At 73.2% G+C, this 23,673-nt stretch carries 18 protein-coding genes; 13 read left to right on the forward strand and 5 right to left on the reverse strand.

Annotation, left to right across the window (positions count from 1 at the left end):
* The 6 genes from ACFY2L_RS10060 to ACFY2L_RS10085 all read left to right on the forward strand — a co-directional run bounded on the left by ACFY2L_RS10060 (position 1) and on the right by ACFY2L_RS10085 (position 8,655).
* Positions 1 to 1,950, forward strand: a complete 1,950-nt coding sequence (locus tag ACFY2L_RS10060; protein WP_390822001.1) for a fumarate reductase/succinate dehydrogenase flavoprotein subunit — start codon at positions 1 to 3, stop codon at positions 1,948 to 1,950.
* A complete protein-coding gene (locus ACFY2L_RS10065; protein ID WP_390656434.1) occupies positions 1,947 to 2,696 on the forward strand; it encodes a succinate dehydrogenase/fumarate reductase iron-sulfur subunit in 750 nt (249 codons plus the stop codon). The genes ACFY2L_RS10060 and ACFY2L_RS10065 overlap by 4 nt, the downstream gene beginning before the upstream one ends.
* A 225-nt stretch (positions 2,697 to 2,921) precedes the next feature.
* Positions 2,922 to 3,695 carry a GNAT family N-acetyltransferase gene (locus ACFY2L_RS10070; RefSeq protein ID WP_390822002.1) on the forward strand — a complete coding sequence of 258 codons (774 nt, stop codon included), beginning with the start codon at positions 2,922 to 2,924 and terminating at the stop codon, positions 3,693 to 3,695.
* Complete coding sequence (locus ACFY2L_RS10075) at positions 3,692 to 4,552, forward strand: lysophospholipid acyltransferase family protein (RefSeq protein ID WP_390822003.1); 861 nt, start codon at positions 3,692 to 3,694, stop codon at positions 4,550 to 4,552. The genes ACFY2L_RS10070 and ACFY2L_RS10075 overlap by 4 nt, the downstream gene beginning before the upstream one ends.
* A 788-nt stretch (positions 4,553 to 5,340) precedes the next feature.
* Positions 5,341 to 7,527, forward strand: coding sequence for a bifunctional polysaccharide deacetylase/glycosyltransferase family 2 protein (locus ACFY2L_RS10080; RefSeq protein ID WP_390822004.1), 2,187 nt, complete (start codon positions 5,341 to 5,343; stop codon positions 7,525 to 7,527).
* 60 nt (positions 7,528 to 7,587) lie between these two features.
* Complete coding sequence (locus tag ACFY2L_RS10085) at positions 7,588 to 8,655, forward strand: NAD-dependent epimerase/dehydratase family protein (RefSeq protein WP_390822005.1); 1,068 nt, start codon at positions 7,588 to 7,590, stop codon at positions 8,653 to 8,655.
* 39 nt (positions 8,656 to 8,694) lie between these two features.
* Here the strand turns inward: ACFY2L_RS10085 and ACFY2L_RS10090 are convergent, their stop codons facing one another.
* A complete protein-coding gene (locus ACFY2L_RS10090; RefSeq protein WP_390822006.1) occupies positions 8,695 to 11,085 on the reverse strand; it encodes an ATP-binding cassette domain-containing protein in 2,391 nt (796 codons plus the stop codon).
* A gap of 137 nt (positions 11,086 to 11,222) precedes the next feature.
* Positions 11,223 to 12,236, reverse strand: a complete 1,014-nt coding sequence (locus ACFY2L_RS10095) for an LLM class flavin-dependent oxidoreductase (RefSeq protein WP_390822007.1) — start codon at positions 12,234 to 12,236, stop codon at positions 11,223 to 11,225.
* A gap of 135 nt (positions 12,237 to 12,371) precedes the next feature.
* On the opposite strand from ACFY2L_RS10095, the gene ACFY2L_RS10100 reads away from it, so the two are divergent.
* A complete protein-coding gene (locus ACFY2L_RS10100) occupies positions 12,372 to 12,863 on the forward strand; it encodes a hypothetical protein (RefSeq protein WP_390656441.1) in 492 nt (163 codons plus the stop codon).
* Positions 12,864 to 12,872: 9 nt separating this feature from the next.
* Here the strand turns inward: ACFY2L_RS10100 and ACFY2L_RS10105 are convergent, their stop codons facing one another.
* Entirely contained in the window at positions 12,873 to 13,088 is a 216-nt protein-coding gene (locus tag ACFY2L_RS10105; RefSeq protein WP_390656442.1) for a dodecin, read from the reverse strand.
* 290 nt (positions 13,089 to 13,378) lie between these two features.
* Between ACFY2L_RS10105 and ACFY2L_RS10110 the strand changes: the two genes are divergently transcribed.
* The 3 genes from ACFY2L_RS10110 (at position 13,379) to ACFY2L_RS10120 (ending at position 16,558) form a co-directional block, all read left to right on the forward strand.
* Positions 13,379 to 14,740: a sugar transferase gene (locus ACFY2L_RS10110; protein WP_390657111.1), complete on the forward strand. Its 1,362-nt coding sequence runs from the start codon at positions 13,379 to 13,381 to the stop codon at positions 14,738 to 14,740.
* 109 nt (positions 14,741 to 14,849) lie between these two features.
* Positions 14,850 to 15,416 carry a putative colanic acid biosynthesis acetyltransferase gene (locus ACFY2L_RS10115; RefSeq protein WP_390822008.1) on the forward strand — a complete coding sequence of 189 codons (567 nt, stop codon included), beginning with the start codon at positions 14,850 to 14,852 and terminating at the stop codon, positions 15,414 to 15,416.
* Positions 15,413 to 16,558 (forward strand): glycosyltransferase, encoded by a 1,146-nt coding sequence (locus tag ACFY2L_RS10120; protein ID WP_390822010.1) that lies wholly within the window; start codon positions 15,413 to 15,415, stop codon positions 16,556 to 16,558. Before ACFY2L_RS10115 ends, ACFY2L_RS10120 begins: the two co-directional genes overlap by 4 nt.
* A gap of 54 nt (positions 16,559 to 16,612) precedes the next feature.
* Here the strand turns inward: ACFY2L_RS10120 and ACFY2L_RS10125 are convergent, their stop codons facing one another.
* Positions 16,613 to 17,827 (reverse strand): glycosyltransferase family 4 protein, encoded by a 1,215-nt coding sequence (locus ACFY2L_RS10125; RefSeq protein WP_390822011.1) that lies wholly within the window; start codon positions 17,825 to 17,827, stop codon positions 16,613 to 16,615.
* 32 nt (positions 17,828 to 17,859) lie between these two features.
* Positions 17,860 to 18,840 carry an NAD-dependent epimerase/dehydratase family protein gene (locus tag ACFY2L_RS10130; RefSeq protein WP_390656446.1) on the reverse strand — a complete coding sequence of 327 codons (981 nt, stop codon included), beginning with the start codon at positions 18,838 to 18,840 and terminating at the stop codon, positions 17,860 to 17,862.
* 187 nt (positions 18,841 to 19,027) lie between these two features.
* Between ACFY2L_RS10130 and ACFY2L_RS10135 the strand changes: the two genes are divergently transcribed.
* From ACFY2L_RS10135 to ACFY2L_RS10145, 3 genes are read left to right on the forward strand one after another with little or no spacing between them, the layout of a single operon-like run.
* Positions 19,028 to 20,500, forward strand: coding sequence for a hypothetical protein (locus ACFY2L_RS10135; RefSeq protein ID WP_390656447.1), 1,473 nt, complete (start codon positions 19,028 to 19,030; stop codon positions 20,498 to 20,500).
* Positions 20,497 to 22,071 (forward strand): hypothetical protein, encoded by a 1,575-nt coding sequence (locus tag ACFY2L_RS10140; protein WP_390822012.1) that lies wholly within the window; start codon positions 20,497 to 20,499, stop codon positions 22,069 to 22,071. Before ACFY2L_RS10135 ends, ACFY2L_RS10140 begins: the two co-directional genes overlap by 4 nt.
* A complete protein-coding gene (locus ACFY2L_RS10145) occupies positions 22,068 to 23,609 on the forward strand; it encodes an oligosaccharide flippase family protein (RefSeq protein ID WP_390822013.1) in 1,542 nt (513 codons plus the stop codon). Before ACFY2L_RS10140 ends, ACFY2L_RS10145 begins: the two co-directional genes overlap by 4 nt.
* Positions 23,610 to 23,673: the final 64 nt, after the last annotated feature.

Consider the following 23,673-nt stretch of genomic DNA (forward strand, 5'->3'; position numbering starts at 1 on the left):
ATGACCTCCTACACGGACTACCGGACCGGCGAGCCCCTCGTCGACGGCAAGGCGCCGTCCGGCCCCGTCCACGAGCGCTGGGACAAGCGCCGCTTCGAGGCCAGGCTGGTCAACCCCGCCAACCGCCGCAAGCACACCGTGATCGTCGTCGGCACCGGCCTCGCCGGCGGCTCGGCGGGCGCCACCCTCGCCGAACAGGGCTACCACGTCGTCCAGTTCTGCTACCAGGACTCCCCGCGCCGCGCCCACTCGATCGCCGCCCAGGGCGGCATCAACGCGGCGAAGAACTACCGCAACGACGGCGACTCCGTCCACCGGCTGTTCTACGACACCGTCAAGGGCGGCGACTTCCGGGCGCGCGAGTCCAACGTGCACCGCCTCGCGCAGATCTCCGTCGAGATCATCGACCAGTGCGTGGCCCAGGGCGTGCCCTTCGCCCGGGAGTACGGCGGCCTGCTCGACACCCGCTCCTTCGGCGGCGTACAGGTGTCGCGGACCTTCTACGCCCGCGGCCAGACGGGCCAGCAGCTGCTGCTCGGCGCGTACCAGGCGCTGTCGCGGCAGATCGCCGCCGGGAACGTGGAGATGCATCCGCGGACCGAGATGCTCGATCTGATCGTGATCGACGGGCGGGCGCGCGGGATCGTGGCCCGGGACCTGATCACCGGACGGATCGACACGTACTTCGCGGACGCCGTCGTGCTCGCCAGCGGCGGCTACGGCAACGTCTTCTACCTGTCGACGAACGCCATGAACTCCAACGCGACCGCGATCTGGCGGGCGCACCGGCGCGGCGCCCACTTCGCCAACCCGTGCTTCACCCAGATCCACCCGACCTGCATCCCGCGCACCGGCGACCACCAGTCGAAGCTGACGCTGATGAGCGAGTCGCTGCGCAACGACGGCCGGATCTGGGTGCCCAAGGCCAAGGGCGACACCCGGCCGCCGAACAGGATCCCCGAGGACGAGCGCGACTACTACCTGGAGCGCATCTACCCGTCCTTCGGCAACCTGGTCCCGCGCGACATCGCCTCCCGTGCCGCGAAGAACGTCTGCGACGAGGGCAGGGGCGTCGGGCCGGGCGGACAGGGCGTCTACCTGGACTTCGCCGACGCCATCCGGCGCATGGGCCGCAAGGCCGTGGAGGCCAAGTACGGCAACCTCTTCGACATGTACCAGCGGATCACCGACGAGGATCCGTACGAGGTGCCGATGCGGATCTACCCCGCCGTGCACTACACGATGGGCGGCCTGTGGGTCGACTACGACCTCCAGACCACCGTCCCGGGCCTGTTCGCGATCGGCGAGGCCAACTTCTCCGACCACGGCGCCAACCGGCTCGGCGCCTCCGCGCTGATGCAGGGCCTGGCCGACGGCTACTTCGTCCTGCCCGCGACCATCAACGACTACCTCGCCCGCAACCCGCACCAGGGCGAGGTGACCGACGAACACCCGGCCGTGCAGGAGGTGCTGGCCGAGACCCAGGACCGGCTCCACCTGCTGCTGTCCGTGGACGGCGACCGCACCCCCGACTCCTTCCACCGCGAGGTCGGCGAGCTGATGTGGGAGTTCTGCGGCATGGCCCGCACGGACGCCGGACTGCGCAAGGCGCTGGAGCGCATCCCGCAGATCCGCGAGGAGTTCTGGCGCCGCATCAAGGTCCCGGGCACCGGCGAGGAGTTCAACCAGTCGCTGGAGAAGGCCAACCGGGTCGTCGACTACCTGGAGCTCGCCGAGCTGATGTGCCTCGACGCGCTGCACCGCGCCGAGTCCTGCGGCGGCCACTTCCGCGAGGAGTCGCAGACCCCGGACGGCGAAGCGGCGCGCAAGGACGAGGAGTTCGCGTACGCGGCCGCCTGGGAGTTCACCGGCACCGGCGAGGCCCCCACCCTGCACAAGGAAGACCTGGTCTTCGAGTACGTCCACCCCACCCAGCGGAGCTACGCATGAAGCTCACCCTGCGCGTCTGGCGGCAGCGCAACGCCGAGACCGACGGCGCCATGTCCACGTACGAGGTGGACGGCATCTCGCCCGACATGTCGTTCCTGGAGATGCTCGACACCCTCAACGAGGAGCTCATCCTCCGGGGCGAGGACCCCGTCGCCTTCGACCACGACTGCCGGGAGGGCATCTGCGGCGCGTGCAGTCTGGTGATCAACGGTGACGCGCACGGACCCGAACGCACCACCACCTGCCAGCTGCACATGCGGTCCTTCGAGGACGGCGACACCATCGACGTGGAGCCGTGGCGGGCGTCGGCGTTCCCGGTGATCAAGGATCTGGTCGTCGACCGGTCGGCGTTCGACCGGATCATCCAGGCCGGCGGCTACATCACCGCCCCGACCGGCTCCGCGCCGGAGGCGCACGCGACGCCGGTGCCCAAGCCGGACGCCGACTTCGCGTTCGAGCACGCGGAGTGCATCGGCTGCGGGGCATGTGTCGCCGCTTGCCCCAACGGGGCGGCGATGCTGTTCACCTCCGCCAAGGTCAACCATCTCAACGTGCTGCCGCAGGGAGCTCCCGAGCGCGAGACACGGGTGCTCGACATGGTGGCGCAGATGGACGAGGAGGGCTTCGGGGGCTGCACGCTGGCGGGCGAGTGCGCGACGGCCTGCCCCAAGGGCATCCCCCTGGTGTCGATCACCAGCATGAACAGGGAGTGGCTGCGGGCCACCCGCAAGGTGGCCGAGCGGTAGGGCCACCCGGGCAAGGAGAACGTTCGCCGAACAGTGCGGACGGGCGGGACCGGGTGTGGTGCTCAAGCCCGGTCCCGTCTCGTGTTCCCGCACCGGCGCGAGCGCCTGGCATTCAGCATCCCCACATCCCCTCTCCCGGCACCGGTCACGTACACGCCAACCGGGGTCGGGAGAAACAGGGGGAGCGCCACCGTCCCCGATGTGGCCCGTGCCCAGGAGTGAGCCATGACCGGCGTTTCCACGCTCGACCGTCCCCAGCAGTCCACGGCACCCGTCCGCTACACCGTCACCCTGGCCCGCGACGAGGCCGACGTGCGGGCCGCGCAGCGGCTGCGGCACGACGTGTTCGCCGGGGAACTGGGCGCCCTGCTGTCCTCCCCGCAGCCGGGCCTCGACGTCGACCCGTTCGACGCCTACTGCGACCACCTGCTCGTGCGCGACACGGACACCGGGCAGGTCGTCGGAACGTACCGGCTGCTGCCGCCGGAGCGCGCCGCGGTCGCCGGACGCCTCTACTCGGACGGGGAGTTCGACCTGACCGCGCTCGACGCGATCCGGCCCGGCCTGGTCGAGGTCGGCCGCTCCTGTGTGCACCCCGACCACCGCGACGGCGCGGTCATCGGCCTGATCTGGGCCGGCATCGCCCGCTACATGGTGGACCGCGGCCACGACTGGCTGGCCGGCTGCTGCTCGGTCCCGCTCGCCGACGGCGGCGCCCTCGCGGCCGGCACCTGGGACCGGGTCCGCGACCGGCATCTGGCGCCCGAGGAGTACCGGGTCCGCCCGCGGCTGCCGTGGCTGCCGAAGGAGGCGGCACCGGCCGCCCGCACCGAACTGCCCGCCCTGCTGCGCGGCTACCTCCGCCTCGGCGCCTGGGTCTGCGGGGAGCCCGCACACGACCCCGACTTCGGCGTCGCCGACCTCTACGTGCTGCTGCCGATGCGCCGGGTCAACCCCCGCTACCTGCGGCACTTCCTCTCCCTCGTCCCGGCCTCATGAGCGTCTGGCTGCCCGGCGCGCCCTGCACCCCGCGGGCGTGCGTCGAGGCGACGGCGTCCGTGAGGGCCGTGCCCCGGGCCGTGCTGCGGCTCCTGGCGGTGGCCGCGCTCGTCCTCGCCGGGATCGTCCTGTCACCGCTCGGCCGGAGGCTTCCGGCCGGCGCGGTACGGCGGTGGAGCCGGGCGGTCGTCGGCGCGGCGGGCGTCCGGATCCGGGTGACCGGCGCGGCCGCCCCGCCCGTCGGCGGGCTGCTCCTGGTCGCCAACCACATCTCCTGGCTCGACATCCCGCTGCTGGCCGCCGTCCGTCCGGCGCGGATGCTCGCCAAGGCCGAGATCCGGCGCTGGCCGGTGGCGGGCGCGCTGACCGCGCGCGGCGGCGCGCTGTTCATCGACCGGGACCGGCTGCGCGCCCTGCCCGGCACGGTCGCCCGGATCGCCGGGGTGCTGCGCGCCGGGCAGGCCGTCGCGGCGTTCCCGGAGGGCAGCACCTGGTGCGGCCGCGCCCAGGGCCACTTCCGGCGGGCGGTGTTCCAGGCGGCGCTGGACGCCCGGGTCCCGGTCCAGCCGGTCCGCATCCGCTACCGCGACAGCTGGGGAGCGGCCAGCACCGCACCGGCGTACGTGGGCGACGACTCCCTGGCGGCCTCCCTGTGGCGGGTGGTGTCGGTGCGCGGGCTGGTCGCGGAGGTCGAGGTGCTGCCGCTGATCGAGCCGGACGGCCACCGTGACCGCAGGACACTCGCCCGTGCCGCCGAGGCCCGCTCACTGGGCCGGACGCGTCGGACGCACGTCCTCGCCCCGGGCGGCCGGCACCTCGTCACGCGCGCCCCGGTGGGCCGGCGCCCCGACGCGTGAGAGAGGGCGCGGGGGTCGGCCCGTGGTGGTGTCCGGCCCCGGGCGGGGACCCCCTGCTGGGCATGCCCCGTACGGACGTACGCTTTCTTCATGTTGCTTAAGCATGCTAAATCCAGACATGTCGGGTCAGGGGTGCCGACCGGTACGCGTACCCCCGTGTTCGTCGACGCCTCGGGCCGACGCGCCCTGATACTCCGGCGCGCCGGATACGGGCTCGCCGGGCTGGCTGCCTCGTACATGGCGGTGCTGGGGCTGAGCCTGATGGGAGCGACGCCCTTCGCGCCGCAGACGATCCTCCCCGTCCCCGCCCCCGGCGACGGGACGGCGCCCGCCGCACCGGAACGGGACCCGCCGGGCCGGACGCCCGACGCGCCCGGCGATCCACCCGAGCCGGACCGCCCGGGGCCGTACGGTCCGGGCGCCCTCCTCCTTCCACAGCTCGCTCCGCCCGCCCCGCCCGGTGTTTCGCCTCTCGCGCCCGGAATCCCCTCGATCACCATCACGCCGGCACCCCCGGCCACCGCCGCACCGACGGCGCCGACGACACCGGTGCCCTCCTCGCCGGACGCACCCACGACCCCGGCCGGCGAGCCGTCCGCGTCCGCACCGGAACCAGGCACCGGCGGCACGCCCGCACCACCCCCGCCGTCGCCCGAGCCCGCTCCGGGAACCAGTGAGCCGCCCGCCCCACCGCCACCCGCGTCCCCGCCGCCGGTCACCCCCTCCGTACCGTCCGCGGACCCGGGCACGACCGCGCCCTCCGCCACACCGGTCGCCGAGGTTCCCTGATGCGCCGGCGCCCCCACCGGCCGGTCCGCCGCTCACCGGCGCGACCCGGTCGCCGGCGGAGCCGGGCGCCGCTGCCCTCCCGGCACCGCTTCCGTATCGTCGTACCGCTCGTCCTGCTGGCCTTCCTCGTCTCGGTCCTCCTGGTCGAGGCCTACACCACCCGGGGCTTCGCCGGCGACCAGGCGGGGCGCGGCGGGGGACCGGCCGCCGGTGTCCCCCGGGAGGTCGCCGAGGGCGGCCCGGTCGTCGACACCACTCGTGATCACCTGCGCACCCACCGCACCCCGGACAAGACCGTGGTGCTGACCTTCGACGACGGCCCCGACCCCACCTGGACGCCCCGCGTACGGGCCGTTCTCGACCACTACGGCACCCCCGGCACCTTCTTCGTCACCGGGCAGCAGGTCGCCCGCCACCCCGGAGTGCTGCGCGAGCTCATCCGCTCCGGCCACGAGATCGGCGTGCACACCTTCTCGCACCGGGACCTGACCACCCAGTCCGCGAGCCAGGTCGACCGTGAGCTGGCCCTGACGCAACTCGCCCTCGCGGGGGCCGCAGGCATCAACAGCTCGCTCATGCGGATGCCCTACTCGGCGACCCCCGCGGCCGTGGACGGCCCGGCATGGTCCGTGGCCCGGCACCTCGGTGACCAGGGATACCTCCTGGCGTTCATCGACCAGGACACCAACGACTGGCGGCGGCCGGGCGCCAGGGCGATCGTCGAGGCGGCCACCCCGCGCACGCCGGGCCGGGGCGCGGTCGTCCTCCTCCACGACGCGGGAGGGGACCGATCACAGACCGTCGAGGCCCTCAAGACCCTGATCCCCCGGCTCCAGGCGCAGGGCTACCGTTTCACCACCTTCGCGGACGTCCTCGGCACCGACCGTCTCACCGGCCCCGTCGACACGGCGCAGCTGTGGCGGGGCCGGATCTTCGTGACCGCCGTGACCGTGTCCAGGACAGCGGTGTCGGTCGCCGGCGTGCTGCTGCTGGTGGTCGGATCCCTCGTCCTCGCCCGGTGCGTGCTGCTCCTCGTACTGGCCCGGCACCACGCCCGTCGGGCCCGGCGATCCCGTACCGGCCGCGGCCGGCCCGTCACCCGGCCGGTCAGCGTCGTCGTCCCCGCCTACAACGAGCGGGTGTGCATCGCCAAGACGCTCCGCTCCCTCGCGGCCGGCGACCACCCCGTCGAGATCATCGTCGTGGACGACGGCTCCGACGACGGCACCGCGGACGTGGCGGAGTCCCTCGCCATCGAGGGTGTCACCGTCGTCCGAAGGCCGAACGGCGGCAAGTCGGCCGCCCTCGACACCGGCATCCTGCGGGCCTCGAACGACCTCGTCGTCATGCTGGACGCCGACACGGTCTTCGCCCCCTCGACCGTCCACCGCCTGGTACAGCCGTTCGCCGACCCCCGCGTCGGCGCCGTCGCCGGGAACGCCAAGGTCGGCAACCGCCGGCGGCTGCTCGGCCGGTGGCAGCACATCGAGTACGTCATGGGCTTCAACCTCGACCGCCGCGCGTACGACCTGCTGCGCTGCCTGCCCACCATCCCCGGTGCCGTCGGGGCGTTCCGCGCCGCGGCGCTGCGGGACGCCGGAATGATGAGCGGGGACACCCTCGCCGAGGACACCGACATCACCATGGCCCTCCACCGGGCCGGGTGGGAGGTCCGCTACGCGGAGGACGCCCTCGCCTGGACCGAGGCACCGGCCTCGCTGCGGGAACTGTGGCGCCAGCGCTACCGATGGAGCTACGGCACCATGCAGGCCGCGTGGAAGCACCGTCACGCGCTGTTCGAGCGCGGCCATGCGGGCCACTTCGGCCGCATCGGTCTCCCGCTGCTGGCCGTCTTCCAGATCTTCACCCCGCTCCTCGCCCCGCTGATCGACATCCTGACCGTCTACGGCCTGGTGTTCGGCAACCGGCTCGGCACGATGCTGGCCTGGACCGGTGTGCTCGCGGTGCAGGCCGTCTGCGCCGTCTACGCGTTCCACCTCGACGGCGAGAGGCTCCGCCCGCTCTGGGCGCTGCCCCTGCAGCAGGTGGTCTACCGTCAGCTGATGTACCTGGTTCTCGTCCAGGCGTGTCTGACCGCGATCAACGGATACCGACTGCCCTGGCAGCGGCTCAAGCGCAGCGGAGACGTGGTGCTGCCTCCTCAGCCGTCGACCCGCGAACCGTGAGGGTCCGTCGAGCGGTTGTGGTGGGATCATGACAGGGCCGACGATCCGAGGGGAGCACCTGTGGGAGGGAACCCGGCCGACGAGACGGTCCTGGTGACAGGGGGCAGCGGCTTCGTCGCCGCCCATCTGGTGCGGCAGCTCCTGGAGCGCGGTCACCGGGTGCACACCACCGTGCGCAGCACGGCGAACACGGCGAAGCTCGCCCCCCTGCGCGCCCTCCAGGACGCCCACCCCGGGCGCCTCGACCTCTTCGAGGCGGACCTGCTGGCGGACGGCTCCTTCGACGAGGCGATGAAGGGCTGCTCGGTGGTCTTCCACGTGGCCTCGCCCTTCCTGATGCCGGAGAAGATCAAGGACGGTGTGCGGGACGTCGTCGGACCCGCCCTCCAGGGCACGCGCAACGTCGTCGCCGGCATCGACCGCACGGAGTCCGTGCGGCGGCTCGTCTTCACCTCCACGGTGGGCGCGATCTTCGGGGACTACTCGGACGTCGACGCGATGGAGGGCCGCACCCTCTCGGAGAAGTACTTCAACACCACCAGCACGGTGGCGAACAACCCGTACCACTACGCCAAGACGGTCGCGGAGAAGGCGGCCTGGGAGGCCGAAGCGGCCCAGAGCCGCTGGCGCATGGTCTCCCTCAACCCCGGTCTGATCCTGGGTCCCTCGCTCACCCCCGCCTCGGACTCCGGCAGCCTCTTCCTCCTGGACGAGCTGTTCAAGGGCTACTTCTTCTACGGCGCCCCGGACTTCAGCTTCACCACGGTCGACGTGCGGGACGTGGCCGCGGCCCACATCGCCGCGGCGGAGCACCCCGAGGCGCACGGCCGGTACATCCTCGCGGCCGAGGAGATGACCTCCTTCCACCGGATGGCGCGGATCCTGCTGGAGCACCATCCGAGAAACCCGCGCCTGCCCCGAACGGCCCTCCCGCACTGGCCCGTCCGCGTCCTGGGCCCCGCCTTCGGCCTCTCCCAGGACTACATCCGCAACCACCTCGGCATCCGCTTCCGCGTCGACAACCGGCGCAGCACCGAGGAACTGGGCCTCACCTACCGCCCGATCGAGGAGACCCTGGTGGACCACTACCGGTCCTGGCGGGAGCAGCGCACCACGCGTACGCGTTGATCCAGACCCGCATCACGTAGAGGTCCTGGTCCCGCTCGGTCACGACGCCCCCGGGCCGGCAGCCCGTCCCGCGTCGGAACCCCGCAGCGCCCGCCTCAGACAGGGCGCCGTCCTGCTCCCCTCCACCCCGGCCACCTCCGCCGGTGTCCCCGTCGCCACGATCCTGCCGCCCGCGTCCCCGCCGCCCGGGCCCAGGTCGACCACCCAGTCCGCGCCCGCCACCACCGACATGTCGTGCTCGACGACGACCACCGTGTGCCCCGCGTCGACCAGGCCGTGCAGCTGCCGCATGAGGACCTCGACGTCCGCCGGGTGGAGACCGGTGGTGGGTTCGTCCAGGAGATGGAGCGTGTGGCCGCGCCGGCCGCGCTGCAGCTCCCCGGCCAGCTTGATGCGCTGGGCCTCCCCGCCGGACAGCTCGGTCGCGGGCTGACCGAGCCGCAGATAGCCCAGGCCCACGTCCAGGAGCGTGGTGAGGCTGCGGGTCACGGCCGGGGTGTCGGCGAAGAAGTCCGCCGCCGACTCGACCGTCAGATCCAGCACCTGCGCGATGTTCCGTCCCCGGTACGTCACCTCGAGCGTCTCGGGGCGGTAGCGCGCCCCGCCGCAGTCCGGGCACGGCGCGTACGTGCTCGGCAGGAACAGCAGCTCCACGCTCACGAAGCCCTCGCCCTGGCAGGTCTCGCAGCGCCCGCCGGCCACGTTGAAGGAGAAACGGCCAGCCCCGTAACCCCGCGACCGCGCCTCCCCGGTGGCCGCGAAGACCTTGCGGACGACGTCGAACAGACCCGTGTAGGTGGCCAGATTGGACCGCGGGGTCCGGCCGATGGGCCTCTGGTCGACCGCGACGAGCCGGTCCACACCCGCCAGGTCCTGGGTGATCTCCCCGACGAGCGTCGACTTCCCGGACCCGGAGACACCGGTCACCGCCGTGAGCGCCCCCAGCGGGAACTCCGCCGTCACCCCGCGCAGGTTGTGCCGGGTCACCGGACCGACCGTCAACCAGGCTCGAGCGGTGCGGACGGCCCGTGCGGGGGCGGGGGAGCGGTCGAAGAGGAACCGGGCCGTCGCCGACTCCCGGACGTGCTCCAGCTCCGGCACCGGCCCGCTGTGCAGCACCCGGCCGCCGTGCTCACCGGCCCGTGGGCCCACGTCGACCAGCCAGTCGGCGGCGCGCACCACGTCCAGGTGGTGCTCCACCACGAACACCGAGTTGCCCGCCGCCTTCAGCCGCGCCAGCACCGTGAGAAGGGCCTCCGTGTCCGCCGGGTGCAGCCCCGCCGACGGCTCGTCGAGGACGTACACCACCCCGAACAGCCCGGACCGCAGCTGGGTGGCCAGGCGCAGCCGCTGCAGCTCACCCGCCGAGAGGGTCGGGGTGGCGCGGTCCAGGCTCAGATAGCCGAGGCCGAGTTCGACGACCGGGGCGATCCGGGCGGCGAGGTCCCCGGTGAGCACCCGGGCGGTCTCGGAACCGGCCCCCTCCCGCAACAGGCCCGTCAGCTCCGTGAGCGGCAGCGCGGCCAGGTCCGCGATCGTACGGCCCGCGAAGGTCACGGCGAGGGACTCCGGGCGCAGCCTGCGGCCGCCGCACCCCGGACAGGGGGCGGACGTCAGGAAGCGCTCGGCCCGGGCCCGCAGGGCGGGACTCCTGGAGTCCGAGAACGTCTTCAGCACATAGCGGCGGGCGCTCATGTAGGTGCCCTGGTAGGGCCGCTGGATGCGGTCGGCGTCCCGCACCGGATGGACCGTGACCACCGGCTGCTCGTCCGTGAACAGGATCCACTCCCGCTGCTCGGCGGGCAGTTCGCGCCACGGGACGTCGACGTCGTGGCCGAGCGCGTCCAGGACGTCCCGCAGGTTCTTGCCCTGCCAGGCGCCCGGCCAGGCGGCGATCGCGCCCTCCCGGATCGACAGCGACGGGTCCGGGACCAGGGACTCCTCCGTCGTCCCGTGCACCTCGCCCAGCCCGTGGCACGCGGGGCAGGCCCCGGCCGCGGTGTTCGGGGAGAAGGCGTCCGAGTCGAGGCGTCCGGCGCCCGTCGGGTAGTGGCCGGCGCGGGAGAACAGCATCCGCAGCGAGTTCGACAGGTTCGTGACCGTGCCGACCGAGGAGCGCGCCGAGGGCGCCGAGCGGCGCTGCTCGAGCGAGATCGCCGGGGGCAGCCCGGTGATCTCGCCCACCTTCGGCGCGCCCACCTGGTGGATCAGCCGGCGCGCGTACGGCGCGACCGACTCGAAGTAGCGCCGCTGGGCCTCCGCGTAGATCGTCCCGAACGCCAGCGACGACTTGCCGGAGCCGGACACACCCGTGAACACGGCCACCACGTCCCGGGGGACGTCGACGTCCACGCCCCGGAGATTGTGCTCCCGGGCCCCGCGGACCCGGACGTACGGATCCTGCGCGGAGGGGTCGTGTGCGCTCGGCATGGGGCGGGACTCCGTACGGCTCGTGGGGTCGGCTGCGGATGTGTGCCGGGTGGACAAACCCTGCGATTCTATGCGCGTGATCCGTCACCCGGGGACTGCTCCACGAAGCCTGCGTACGCCCCTGCGCAGGTCCGCGGTCACCCGGTGGCGCTCTCCCCGTTCACGATCCCGGCCAGGCGCCGGTAGGAGTCCAGCAGCGCCTCACGGTCGTAAGTGCTGGTCGTGACGAGGATCTCCTGGGCCCCGGTCTCCTTCAGCAGGGTTTCCAGCTCGCCGGCCACCTGCTCCTCGGTGCCCGTGACGTGCCCGGTCAGGCCGGACGCGTAGAGGCCGCGCTCCTTCGCGGTCATCGCGCGCGCCTCGACCCGGTGGGCGGGCGGCAGCGGCGGGAAGGTGCCGTGGGTGCGGGAGTACGCCATCGACCAGGCCTCCGGCAGCAGCAGGCGGCGGGCCGCCTCGGGGGTGGCGGCCACGGCGACCGTGCCCGAGACGACGACGTAGGGCTCTTCCGCCCAGGGGGAGGCGCGGAACAGCGCGCGATAGGTGTCGATCCCACGCCGCATCCGCTCCCGGTTCCGGAGGTCGCCGATGACCATCGGCAGGCCCGCCCGGGCGGCGATCGCCGCGCCCTCGCCCATGGCCAGCACGAACGGCGGAACGGCCAGACCCTCCGCCGGGTAGGCGTGCACCCGCGTCGGGGAGGTGCCCCGGAACCAGCCGAGCAGTTCCTCCAGCTGGGCCGCGAAGTCGCCGGCGTCGTCCTTGTCGCGGCCGAGCGCCCGGCGCACTCCGTCGGTGAAACCCACCGAGCGGCCCAGGCCCATGTCGATCCGGCCCGGGAAGAGGGACTCCAGCACCCCGAACTGCTCGGCCACGACCAGGGGCCGGTGGTTGGGCAGCATCACCCCGCCGGTGCCGACCCGGATCGTACGGGTCGCGCCGGCCACGGCGGCCGCGAGGACGGTGGGCGCCGCACCCGCGACCCCGGGGACACCGTGGTGCTCCGAGACCCAGAACCGGTGGTACCCGAGCCGTTCGGCCTCCCGCGCCAGCGCCACCGTGTCGCGCAGCGCCTCCGCGGCGGTGTGGCCCTCGCGGACGCGGGAGCGGTCGAGCACGGAGAAGCGGGCCGAGGCGATCACGGAGCTCATGCCTCGTTCAACACGCGACGGTCCACAGGATTCCCGGGCTTCTCCGGGGACCGCGGGGCGGCGGGCACCGGGGGAGGGCCGGCCGGGTGCTCCACCGGAGGGTGCCGCGTGGCCGGGCCTGTCTAGGGTGGACGCGTGACCGACAGCAGCACACCGGCGCTCGCCGTGTTCGACCTGGACAACACGCTCGCCGACACGGCCCACCGGCAGCGGTTCCTGGAGCGCAGACCGCGCGACTGGGACGCGTTCTTCGCGGCCGCGCCGCAGGACCCGCCGATCCCGCGGGGTGTCGCGCTGGTGCGGGAGAGCGCGGGGGAGTGCGAGATCGTCTACCTCACCGGCCGGCCCGAGCGCTGCCGGCGGGACACCGAGGAGTGGCTCGCCGCGCACGGGCTGCCCGAGGGGCGGGTGTACATGCGGCGCGACCACGACCGCCGGCCCGCCCGGCGCACCAAGCTGGAGATCCTGCGCCGGCTCGCCCGGGACCGCGAGGTGCGGGTTCTGGTGGACGACGATCCGCTCGTGTGCGAGGACGCCGAACGGGCCGGTTTCACGGTGGTCCGGGCGCGCTGGACGGCCCCGTCGTCCGAGCTGCGCGAGGCGCAGGAGCGGGAGGGCCGTACCTGACCCCGGCGGTCAGTCCGACTCCTCCAGGCGGAAGCCGACCTTCAGTCCCACCTGCCAGTGCGCGATCCGGCCGTCCTCGATCTGCCCGCGCACCTGGGTCACCTCGAACCAGTCGAGGTTGCGCAGCGTCTGCGAGGCGCGCTCGATGCCGTTGCGGACGGCCTGGTCGACGCCGTCGGGCGAGGTGCCGACGATCTCCGTGACCCGGTAGGTGTGGTTCGACATCAGGTGCTCCTCTCGGCCGTGACGGCGGCGTCACGTCTGTCACACGTCACTCCACCGTGCCCCAGCGGGCGGCACACCGCCATGCCACACCCCGACATAAAAGCCTATTTTCTTACCCACATGGTGATATAAGGATCATGTGAGGATTGTGATCTGTGAGTGGGGGTTTGAGGGAGACCATGCGCCGGTTCAGAATCGCGATGTCCCGGCAGGCGCCGGTTCCCGTGGTGCGTCACCCCGTCCATCGTGAGGAGACACGGGCGCGCTGGTACGGCCCCTTCTCGGTCTGTGTGGACCTGGTCGCCGCGGCCACGCCGGTCGCGGCGACGATCGTGGAGGTCCACGAGCCCCACCCGCTGCGCCTGGCGGCCGCCGCGGCCCTGCTGTGGCCGCTGACCGGGGTGGTGAGCAAGCGCTACACGCCCGTGGCCTGGGGCGACGGAGGCGGTCTGCGGGCCGTCGTACGGGACTGGCTGGTCCTGGTCGGCGCCCTGGCGACCCTGCGCGTGGTCTGCGGACTGGACAGCGTGCCCGCCGAGGCGTTCACGGCGCTCATCCCCGCGCTGGTGTGCACCGGCGTCTGCCAGAAGGTGATCCACCGTCATCTGCTCGCCGCCCGGCGCAACGCCCGCGCCCTGCGCCACGTCCTGGTCGTCGGCGAGACCTCGGCGCTCGACGCCGTGGTCGAGCAGCTGGCCCAGCGCACCGACCACGAGTACGTCATCGTCGGCGCCTGCCCGGTCGGCGAGGGCGAGGTGACCTCCGGGGTGCCGGTGTGCGTCCGGCTGCCGCGCGAGACGCCCGAGACACCCGAGTCGGACGCCGCCGCCGTCCTCGGCGCGGCCGACGAACTCGGGGCCGACCTGGTCTTCGTGGCGCCGGGCCCGCACCTGTCCGGTGAACGGATGCGCCGGCTGTCCTGGGCGCTGTACGACCGGGGCCGCTCGCTCATGGTGCTGCCCGGCATCACCGACGTGTCGCGCCGGCGGGTACGGCTGACCTCGGCGGCCGGCCTCACCCTGCTGCACATCGCCCCGCCGCCGCAGCGCGGGGTGCACACCGCCGCGAAGACGGTGCTGGACCGGGTGGGCGCCCTGCTGCTGATCCTGCTGTCCTCTCCGCTGCTGCTCCTGCTGGCGCTGGCCGTCCGGCTCGGCTCACCGGGCCCGGTCCTCTACCGCCAGACCAGGGTCGGCCGGCACGGCATGCGGTTCGCCATGTGGAAGTTCCGCACGATGGTGGTCGACGCGGACCGGCTCAAGAGCGGTCTGGAGGCGGAGAACGAGAACGACGGGCACATGTTCAAGATGCGCCGGGACCCCCGGGTCACCCGGGTGGGGCGGGTCCTGCGCCGCTACTCGCTGGACGAGCTGCCCCAGTTGTTCAACATCCTCTTCGGCCACATGTCCCTGGTCGGCCCCCGCCCCCCGCTCCCGGAGGAGGTCGTCAAGTACAACGGGGTCGAGATGCGCAGGCTCAACGTCCGGCCGGGCCTGACCGGCCTGTGGCAGGTGAGCGGCCGCTCGGACCTGTCCTGGCGCGAGACGGTCGCGCTCGACCTGCGCTACGTCGACAACTGGTCGCTGTCCGGGGACGTGAACGTCATGGCCCGCACCGTGCGGGCGGTGCTCGACGGCCAGGGCGCGTACTGAGGACGGGCGCGGCCTCCCGCCGGGGCCGCGTCCGCCATCCGGGCAGGTCTGCCGCCAACACGCCGTTCACCGGCGGTGGTCCGTCCCCGGTGGCGTGAAGGATCGCGTCATGGTAGAGACCACATCCGTCCGGGACGCGACGCCACGCCCCGTCGCGGCACGGCACCTGCGCGGTTTCACGGGCGCGGGATACGACAAGGGGCGGCCCCTGCTGGCGCAGGCCGCCTGGTTCGCCGCCCTTCATCTGCTCTTCGTCAAGTGGTGGTTCCCCGCCCGCTGGCGGCCACCCCTGCTGCGCGCCTTCGGCGCCCGCGTCGGACGGCGGGTGCTGATCCGGCGCGGGGTGCGGGTGCACTGGCCGTGGAAGCTGGACGTCGGCGACGACGTCTGGATCGGCGAGGACGCCTGGATCCTCAACCTCGAACCGGTCAGCATCGGCCACGACTGCTGCGTCTCGCAGAGCGCTCTGCTGTGCACCGGCAGCCACCGCCGCCGCAGCGCCACCTTCGAGTTCGACAACGGCCCCATCCGGCTGGAGCCCGGCAGCTGGGTCGCGGCCCGCGCGGTCGTGCTGCGCGGGGTCACCGTCGGCCCGTGCGCCGTGGTCGGCGCCGGCGCCGTCGCCCATCAGGACGTTCCGGCGCACTCGGTCCTGACCACGGGAGGCGCGGCATGAGAGTCGTCCACGTGGTCACGCTCGTCAGCGACGACGGGGCCTTCGGCGGCCCCACCAGCGTGGCGGCCGCCCAGTTGGAGGAGTGCGCCGCACGCGGCCACGACGTGACACTGGTGTCGCTGTGGCGCACCGCCGACGGCACGGCCCGGGCCCCGGAACGTGTCGGAGCCGCGGGCGCCGTCCCCTTCGTCTCCCGCCCGGCCCTGCGCCTCGTCCCGGGCCGGGGATGCCTCGGGCTCATGCACCCGCTGCTGCTGCGGGACCTGTGGCGGGCCATGGGCCGCGCCGACGCCGTCCACCTGCACGCGGGCCGCGACCTCGTCTCCCTCGCCGCGCTCGCCGTCGCCCGGCTGCGGCGCAAGGACTTCGTCACGCAGACCCACGGGATGGTCGAGCCCCGCACGGCCGGCGTGGCGCGGATCTTCGACCGGCTGTTCGTGCCCCTGCTGCGCGGTGCCCGCGCCTGTCTCGTGCTCACCGACCGGGAACGGCGCGCCCTGTCCGCCGTCCTCGGCCCGGACGGACCCCCGCTGGTCCCTCTGCCCAACGGCCTGCGCGTGTCCGCCGGGGGCGACGCCGCCGGGACGCGCGGCGACCACGAGGTGATCTTCCTGGCCAGGCTGCACCCGCGCAAACGCCCCGAGGCGTTCGTCGAGATGGCCGCCCTGGTCCACAAGGAGTTCGCCGAGGCGCGCTTCACGCTCTACGGAGCCGACGAGGGCTCGCTCGCCGGCGTGCGGCGGCTCATCGGGGACCGCGGGATCGGCGAGGTGGTCTCCTACGGCGGCGCGCTGGACCACCGTGCCGCGCTGGAGGCCTACCGCAGAGCCGCGGTGTACGTCCTGCCGAGCGTGCGGGAGCCGTTCCCGATGACGGTCCTGGAGGCGCTGGCCGAGGGAACTCCCGTGGTGTGCACGGACAGCAGCGGCATCGCGGCCGAACTGGCCCGCAGGGAAGCGGCGCTGGTCACCGACGGCAGCCCGGAGGCCCTGGCCGACGCGGTGGGCCGGCTGCTCGCCGACGCGGAGCTGCGCCGCCGGCTGGCCGAGGCGGGCCGGCGGGCCGTCGACGAGGTCTTCTCCATCGGCGCGGTCGTGGACCGCCTGGAGGAGCTCTACCGGGAGTGCCCGGGACGAGGGTGACGGGAGCGGTTCGGCCGCGGGGCGCGGCCGAACCGCCGGTTCTCCGCGGCCGGTTCAGCGCCGCCGGTGCGGCGCGGCGGGGGCGCGGCTCGCCGTACGGAGGATGTCCTCGAAGCGCGAGGCACAGTCCTGCAGCGCGAACTCCCGCTCGGCCAGCGCACGGCTCTCCTTGCCCAGCGACTCGGCCCGCGCCGGGTCGGCCAGGACCTCCGCCGCCCAGGCGGCCGCCTCGTCGAGCGCGGACTCCTGCGGCGGGAACACCGCCGACCCCGCCCGGCGCAGCAGTTGCGCGGCCAGGTTCCCGGCGGGCATCAGGCCGAGCACCGGGCGCCCGGCGCACAGGTACGACAGGGTCTTGGACGGCACCGAGAACTCGCCGGCGTCCGCGCCCAGCAGTACCACGAGGAGGTCGCCCGAGCCCAGCACCTCGGGCAGCCGCCTGTACGGCTGGAAGGGCAGCAGGGTCAGGTCGACGTCCCGCGCCGCCGCCTCCTTCCTGAGGACGGGCACGGCCGGGCCGTCGTTGACGACGACCAGCCGAACCGGGGTGCCCCGCTCGCGCAGCCGCTCGGCGAGCCGGACCAGCAGGGCCGGGTTGTGCTTGAGGCCCAGCGTGCCGGAGTACAGCACCGTGCGCACTCCGTCCAGGCCCTGCTCGGCCGACCAGGCGTTGGCCCGCTCCACCGGCACGATCTCGTCCAGCGGCGCCCAGTTGGGGATGACGGTGACCTTGCCGGCCGTGCCCCACTCGCGGTGGACGCGCACGAACGACTCGGCGATCACCACGACGGCCGCCGCCTGCCGCGCCGACCACTTCTCACCGGCCCCGAAGACCTTGGCGGCGATCCCCATGGACCTCGCGACACCCTCGGCGGCGAAGCTCTTCAGCGCCACGGCGGTCACGTCCTGGTGCCACAGCACCCAGGGGATGCCCATCCGCCGCAGCACGCCCGCCGCCACCACCAGCACCGGGATCGGCAGGTTCGACAGCAGGGCCACGTCGGGCCTCTCCTGCCGTACCTGCCGGGCCAGTTCGAGACCCAGCAGGGTCTCCTGGCGCAGCCGGCGGACGTAGGCGTCCTTCTTCAGCGCGGTGCCGTCCCCGATGGTGACGAAGCGCAGCCCCGGCGTGTCGGCGGTGAGATTGCCCTTGCCGGAGACGTAGGCCGTGCAGGTCGAGTGGACGACGTCATGACCGCGGCGCGCCAATTCCCGGCTCAGCTGGGCCTGGAAGGGGTGGCCGCTGTAGTCGTGGACGAGGATCCTCATGCGTTCTCCGTCTCCCCGTGCTCGGTCGCGCGTCACTGCTGGGAGCGCTTGACCTGGTCGTAGACCCAGGCGTAGGTCTTCTCCAGACCGTCGGCCAGGGTCACCGACGGCTCCCAGCCGTGGATCTCCCGGATCAGGCTGTTGTCGGAGTTGCGGCCGCGCACGCCCTGCGGGGCGTCGAGGCGGTAGGCGCGCTCGCAGCGGACACCGGCGATCTCCTCGACGATGTCGACCAGCTGGTTGATGGTGACCAGCTCCGAGGACCCGAGGTTGACCGGGACCCCGCTGTCCCCGTTCATGATCATCTGGCTGCCGTGCAGGCAGTCGTCGATGTACATGAACGAGCGGCTCTGCAGTCCGTCGCCCCAGATCTCGATCCGGTGGTCGCCGGTCAGGGCCGCCTCGGCGACCTTGCGGCACACCGCGGCCGGTGCCTTCTCCCGGCCGCCGGTCCAGGTGCCGTGCGGGCCGTAGACGTTGTGATAGCGGGCGACGCGGGTGACGAAGCCGTAGTCCTCGGCGTAGTGCCGGCACATGCGCTCGGAGAAGAGCTTCTCCCAGCCGTAGCCGTCCTCCGGCTGCGCGGGGTAGGCGTCCTCCTCCTTGAGGGCGGTCACGTCCGGGTCGGTCTGCTTGCCGGCGGCGTACACGCAGGCGGAGGAGGAGTAGAAGTAGCGCTCGACCCCGGCCTCGTGCGCCGCCTGCAGCATGTGGGTGCTGGTCAGCACGGACATCATGCAGGCGGCCTTGTTGTTCTCGATGAAGCCCATGCCGCCCATGTCGGCGGCCAGCATGTACACCTGCCGCGCACCCCGCACGCCCGCGCGGGCGGCGTCCAGCAGCGACAGGTCGGCGACCACGTTCTCGGCGTCCGGGTGGACCTGGTACCACTCCTGCCGCGGCTTGATGTCGATGGAGCGGACGCTCAGTCCCTGAGCGAGAAGGTCGCCCACGAGGTGACCGCCGATGAATCCCCCGCCCCCGGCGACGACGACGTCTACCTGCTGGCTCATGCACAACTCCTCTGTGAATCGGGAGATCTGATGGCCGATAAGCTATGCAGACTTGTCATGATTTGGGGTAATTGGCGCGCCGAGAATTTATCGATTTCTGCGCGCCTGGGGTGATTAGCGCGATCTAAGCGCTATATATCCTTCAGTGATGTTTCAGCCTAAATATTCGCTCGACGGAGAGGCCGGGATGCAGGACGCTCGCGTCCGCAGTGTGGCTGCGGTCTCCCTCTGGGCCGTGGTGCTGACGGTTCTGCTGCCGGGGCTGATCCTCCAGTCGCAGGGTGTGCACCTGTCGGCCGCGCTCGCCCTCCAGGGCGTCGTCGTGATGCACGCCGGCGGCGCGCTCGCCCGGGTGCTCACCGCGTCCCGGGTGCGGTTCGTCGCCCTGGGCTTCTGGATCTTCGCCTACGTCTGGCTGGGTCTGGCGGCGCTCGCGATGCTCGCCGCCGACGCGTACCCCTGGTCGTACCGGACCGGCGAGACGACCGCCCTCGGGGCCGTGGCCCTCGTCGAACTCGGGCTCCTCGCCTACAGCGCGGGCACGGCGCTCGCCGCCCGCCGGGAACGCGCCCGCGCGGACACCGCACCGCCGGGGTTCCTGGAGCGCTACCTCGCCCGCCGGATCGCACCCTGGCGCCTGCTGGCCCTGTGCGGGCTCGCCCTCGGCCTCGCCGCCGTGCTGATCGCCGGCCAACCCGGCCGACTGGGCGCGTACTTCACCAGCCGCCAGGCCATCACCGAGGCCGGCGGGGAGGACGCCTCGATGCGGTCCCTGCTCAGCTGGTCGCTGTCGGTTCCCGCGTTCTGGGCGCTGCTCGGCCTGCTGCGGGTCCCGCGCCGGCCCGGCGGCGACCGCTGGCTGCGCGCGGTGCGCTGGCTGCTGCTGCCGGTGCTGCTCGCGCTCAACGTCGTCGTCAACAACCCCATCAGCAAGCCGCGGTTCTGGGCCGGCATGGTCCTGCTGACCCTGCTGTTCTCGGTGCCCCGGCTGTGCCGGCTCCGCGCCTTCCGGGCCACGGCGGCGGCCATCCTCGCGGCGCTGCTGTTCGTCTTCCCCTACAGCGACTACTTCCGCTACAGCGACCGGGAGGACTTCGCCGTCGTCTCCCTCGCCGACCAGTTCACCGGCAACGGCGACTACGACGCCTTCCAGCAGGTGCAGACCGGCGTCGACTACGCGCACGACAACGGCTTCTCCCCGCAGAACGTGCTAGGCCCGCCGCTGTTCATGGTGCCGCGCTCGATCTGGCCGGGGAAACCCTCGGACACCGGCATCTCGCTGGCCGAGTACGCCGGCTACGACTTCCACAACCTCTCCGCGCCGCTGTGGATCGAGAGTTACCTGTGGGCCGGCCCGTTCGCGGTGGTCCTCGTGTTCTGTCTGCTGGGCGTCCTCGGCCGACGGGTGGACGACATCCGCCACCGGCTGCGCGAGAGTCCGGGCGCTCTCGCGGCCCTGCTCGTTCCGGCCTTCGCCTTCTACCAGATGGTCTTCCTGCGCGGCAGCCTGCTCGCCATCGCGGGGCCGCTGAGCCTGCTGGTGGCCGTCCCGCTGCTCATCACCTCCCCCATCGCCCGGGCATCCCGGTTCCGCTCATCGGCGATGCCGACCGCATCCCCCCGTCACGCATCGATCCCCGGAACAGGAGGGCACCCGTGACCGGCCCCATCCACCTCGACGACCGGTACGACGAGCCGGACCAACTACGCGACCAACTGCGCCGCATCCTTCGCCACCGCGCCCTGATCGCGCTGGGCCTCCTCCTGGGACTGCTCGGCGGGCTGGCGCTGGCCCAGTACCGCGCGAACACCTACTCCGCGAGCAGCGAGGTCCTGGTGCGCTCCACCGCCGACCCGTTCGGCGCGGTCGGTGTCTCCGCCGACAACCAGGTCAGCATGACCACGGAGCAGCAGATCGCCACCAGCGCGGAGGTCGCCCGGCGCGTGGCGCGGACCCTGGGCCGGCCCCAGAGCCAGGCGAACGGACTCGCGGCCCGGCTGCGGGTCTCCAACCCGATGAAGTCCCGGGTGCTGCGCTTCGAGTTCACCGCCGGCACCCCGCTGCGCGCGGCACGCGGCGCCAACGCCTTCGCCGAGGCCTACCTCGCCGACCGCAAGGCCCGCAACGACTCCGCCGTGCGGCGCGCCACCGGCGCCCTGGACGAGCAGATCGGCGTGCTCAACCAGCAGCTGGCGAAGGACCAGCTGGAGCGCCCGGACTCCAAGACCGCCGCGCAGAGCCAGCTCTACAACCTGCAGAAGCGTGTCCTGGACATCAAGTCCCGGGACACCGACGCCGGTGACGTCGTGCGCCGCGCCTCCGCGCCCCGCCTGCCGGTGGGTCCCGGCCTGCGCACCCTGCTCGCCCTGGGCCTGGTGTGCGGTCTCCTGCTCGGTGTGGTGCTGGCCTGGCTGCGCTCCGCGCTGGACTCCCGGATCCGCTCGGTCGGCGAGCTGCGGGCCGCGCTGCGCGCGCCGGTGCTCGGCATCCTGCCCGACGACGAGGCGGGCGAGGACCTGCTGAAGGTCGGCCGCGCGGGCGGCGTCCGCACGGAGGCGTTCCGGGCCCTGGCCTTCCGCCTGCGCAAGGCCGTCGGCCCGGAGGGGCCCGGCCGGATCCTGGTCGTCGCCCCGCGTGACGCCGAGCCCGCCGAGGAGGTCGCCGCCAACCTGGCCGCGGCCCTCGCCGAGGACGGCGCGGAGGTGCTGCTGATCGACGCCGACCCCGACGCCTCCGGGCTCGCGGACCGGCTGCCGCTGATGCCGTACGAGGCGCCCACCCTGGAGGAGGCGTTCCTGCCCAGCGGGAGCGTCCTCGTCGACACCGAGGTGTCCGGGCGGTTCGCCTTCCGCTCCGGCGGCGGCATGGGCCCGCTCTCCCGCTCGGCCGTCTCCGAGGTGGGCCGGGGGCTGCCGGGCACCGACTCCTGCACCGTCGTCGTCACCGGGCCGTTCCTCGCGCACGCCGACGCGCTCGCCCTCGCCCAGCGCGTCGACGGCGTCCTGCTGGTCGCCGGCCTCGGCGCCACCCGGCAGGACGACCTGCGGCAGGTGCAGGAGCTGATCGACTGCTCCGGCGGACGACTGCTCGGCACCGTGCTCGACGCCGCGCGGCCCCGCCGGCGCCTGAGCCTGCCGCGCCGCCGCCCGAAGTACCGTCCGGCGTCCCACACCACCACGCCGATGGAGCTTCCCGCGCAGGACAGCACCCTCACGGTCTCCCGCCGATGACCGCTTCCGAAGCGACCGCTCTCCCCCGCGCCGGGGCCCAGGCCCCGCGCGGGGTGGCCGCGGTCGCCCGGGGAGGGTGGTGGGGGATGGCGGGGTCCGCCGCGAACGCCGTCTTCTCCTTCCTCCTGGTCGGCCTGGTCACCCGCGCCGTGGGAGCGGACGGATCGGGCGTGATCTTCACCGGCGTCGCCCTGTTCACCATCCTCAGCAACACCTGCAAGCTCGGCGCCGACGCCGGGCTCATCCGTTTCATCCCCCGGGACCTCGCCCTCCACGACGGCCGCTCGGTACGCGCGCTGCTGCGCATGGCCGTCCTGCCCGCGGCCGCCGTCTCCGCCGCGGCCGCCGCGCCCCTGCTGCTGTCGTCCACCGTGGCCACCCTGCTCCTGCCCCAACTGCCCCCGGCGGACGCCGTCGCGCTGGTCCGGCTCTTCGGACTCTTCCTGCCCGTCGCCACCGTGGGCATGGTCCTGCTCGGCGCCACCCGGGGATACGGAACGGTGGTGCCGTTCGTCGGCGTCGAGCAGATCGGCAAGCCGGCCCTGCGCCTGCTGATCGCCTTCCCCGTGGCCTGTTTCCTGCCCGGCCTGACGGCCCTGGCCTCCGCCTGGCTGCTGCCGACGCTGGCGGGATCCGTGGCGGCCTGGTTCGCCCTGCGGCGCTGCCGGGCCGGCCGCGACGCGAGCCACCCGGCGGCACGGGAGCCCGTGTCCTGGCGGACGTTCTGGGCCTTCGCCGCGCCCCGCGCGGTCTCCTCCGTCTTCGACATCAGCGCGGTCTGGGTCGGCGTCATCCTGCTGTCCGCCCTGGCCACGGCCTCCGAGGCGGGCGTCTACACGGCGATCGGCCGGGTCGTCACCGCGGGCACCCTCCTCCAGCTCGCCGTCCGGCTCGCCGTCGCCCCCGAGATCAGCCGGCTGCTCGCCCTGCGCGAGGACACCGAGGCACACTCCCTGCACCGTGTGTCGACCTGCTGGATCGTGCTCTTCTCCTGGCCGCTGTTCGTCCTCGTCGCGGCCTTCCCCGAGACCTTCCTGTCCGCCTTCGGACCGGAGTTCGTCCAGGGCGCGCCCGCCCTCGTGGTGCTGTGCGCCGCCGCCATGGTCAACGTCGCCGTCGGCAACGCCCAGACCGTGCTGCTCATGGCCGGCCGCAGTTCCTGGCATCTGGCCGTCACCGCGGTCGCGTTCACGGTGCAGCTGTCCGTCGGCGTGCTCGCCGTCCCCGTCTGGGGCGTGCTCGGCGCCGCCGTGTCCTGGGGCGCGGCCATCGTCGTGGAGAACGTCGCGGCGGCCCTGCTCATCCGGCTGCGCCTCGGCTTCACGACCGTGGACCGCGGTTACACCACCGCGCTCGCCGTCGCCCTGACCGTCTCCGTGGTGCTGGGAGCCGCCCGTACGAGGGAAGGTGACACCCCGTCAGGACTCGCCGTGGGGATGGCCTTGGGAATGTGTGTATTTGCTATTAGTTTGTGGCGATATCGGACGTCGCTGAGGGTGAGCGAGCTGGTCGGAGTGCTGCGCCGCCGCGCCGCATGAGACCGGCCGCGGCCGCAGCGTTCCGGCACCCACCCGGCGGAGGTCCCTCCCTCCGTCCCACTCC

Source organism: Streptomyces sp. NPDC001381 (assembly GCF_042895685.1).
Classification (GTDB): Bacteria; Actinomycetota; Actinomycetes; order Streptomycetales; family Streptomycetaceae; genus Streptomyces.

Excerpts from the sequence above, each read along its gene's own strand:
- ACFY2L_RS10060 (WP_390822001.1), top strand. The coding sequence starts at position 1 with ATGACCTCCTACACGGACTACCGGACCGGCGAGCCCCTCGTCGACGGC.
- ACFY2L_RS10065 (WP_390656434.1), top strand. The coding sequence starts at position 1,947 with ATGAAGCTCACCCTGCGCGTCTGGCGGCAGCGCAACGCCGAGACCGAC.
- ACFY2L_RS10070 (WP_390822002.1), top strand. The coding sequence starts at position 2,922 with ATGACCGGCGTTTCCACGCTCGACCGTCCCCAGCAGTCCACGGCACCC.
- ACFY2L_RS10075 (WP_390822003.1), top strand. The coding sequence starts at position 3,692 with ATGAGCGTCTGGCTGCCCGGCGCGCCCTGCACCCCGCGGGCGTGCGTC.
- ACFY2L_RS10080 (WP_390822004.1), top strand. The coding sequence starts at position 5,341 with ATGCGCCGGCGCCCCCACCGGCCGGTCCGCCGCTCACCGGCGCGACCC.
- ACFY2L_RS10090 (WP_390822006.1), bottom strand. The coding sequence starts at position 11,085 with ATGCCGAGCGCACACGACCCCTCCGCGCAGGATCCGTACGTCCGGGTC.
- ACFY2L_RS10095 (WP_390822007.1), bottom strand. The coding sequence starts at position 12,236 with ATGAGCTCCGTGATCGCCTCGGCCCGCTTCTCCGTGCTCGACCGCTCC.
- ACFY2L_RS10105 (WP_390656442.1), bottom strand. The coding sequence starts at position 13,088 with ATGTCGAACCACACCTACCGGGTCACGGAGATCGTCGGCACCTCGCCC.
- ACFY2L_RS10115 (WP_390822008.1), top strand. The coding sequence starts at position 14,850 with ATGGTAGAGACCACATCCGTCCGGGACGCGACGCCACGCCCCGTCGCG.
- ACFY2L_RS10120 (WP_390822010.1), top strand. The coding sequence starts at position 15,413 with ATGAGAGTCGTCCACGTGGTCACGCTCGTCAGCGACGACGGGGCCTTC.
- ACFY2L_RS10125 (WP_390822011.1), bottom strand. The coding sequence starts at position 17,827 with ATGAGGATCCTCGTCCACGACTACAGCGGCCACCCCTTCCAGGCCCAG.
- ACFY2L_RS10130 (WP_390656446.1), bottom strand. The coding sequence starts at position 18,840 with ATGAGCCAGCAGGTAGACGTCGTCGTCGCCGGGGGCGGGGGATTCATC.
- ACFY2L_RS10135 (WP_390656447.1), top strand. The coding sequence starts at position 19,028 with ATGCAGGACGCTCGCGTCCGCAGTGTGGCTGCGGTCTCCCTCTGGGCC.
- ACFY2L_RS10145 (WP_390822013.1), top strand. The coding sequence starts at position 22,068 with ATGACCGCTTCCGAAGCGACCGCTCTCCCCCGCGCCGGGGCCCAGGCC.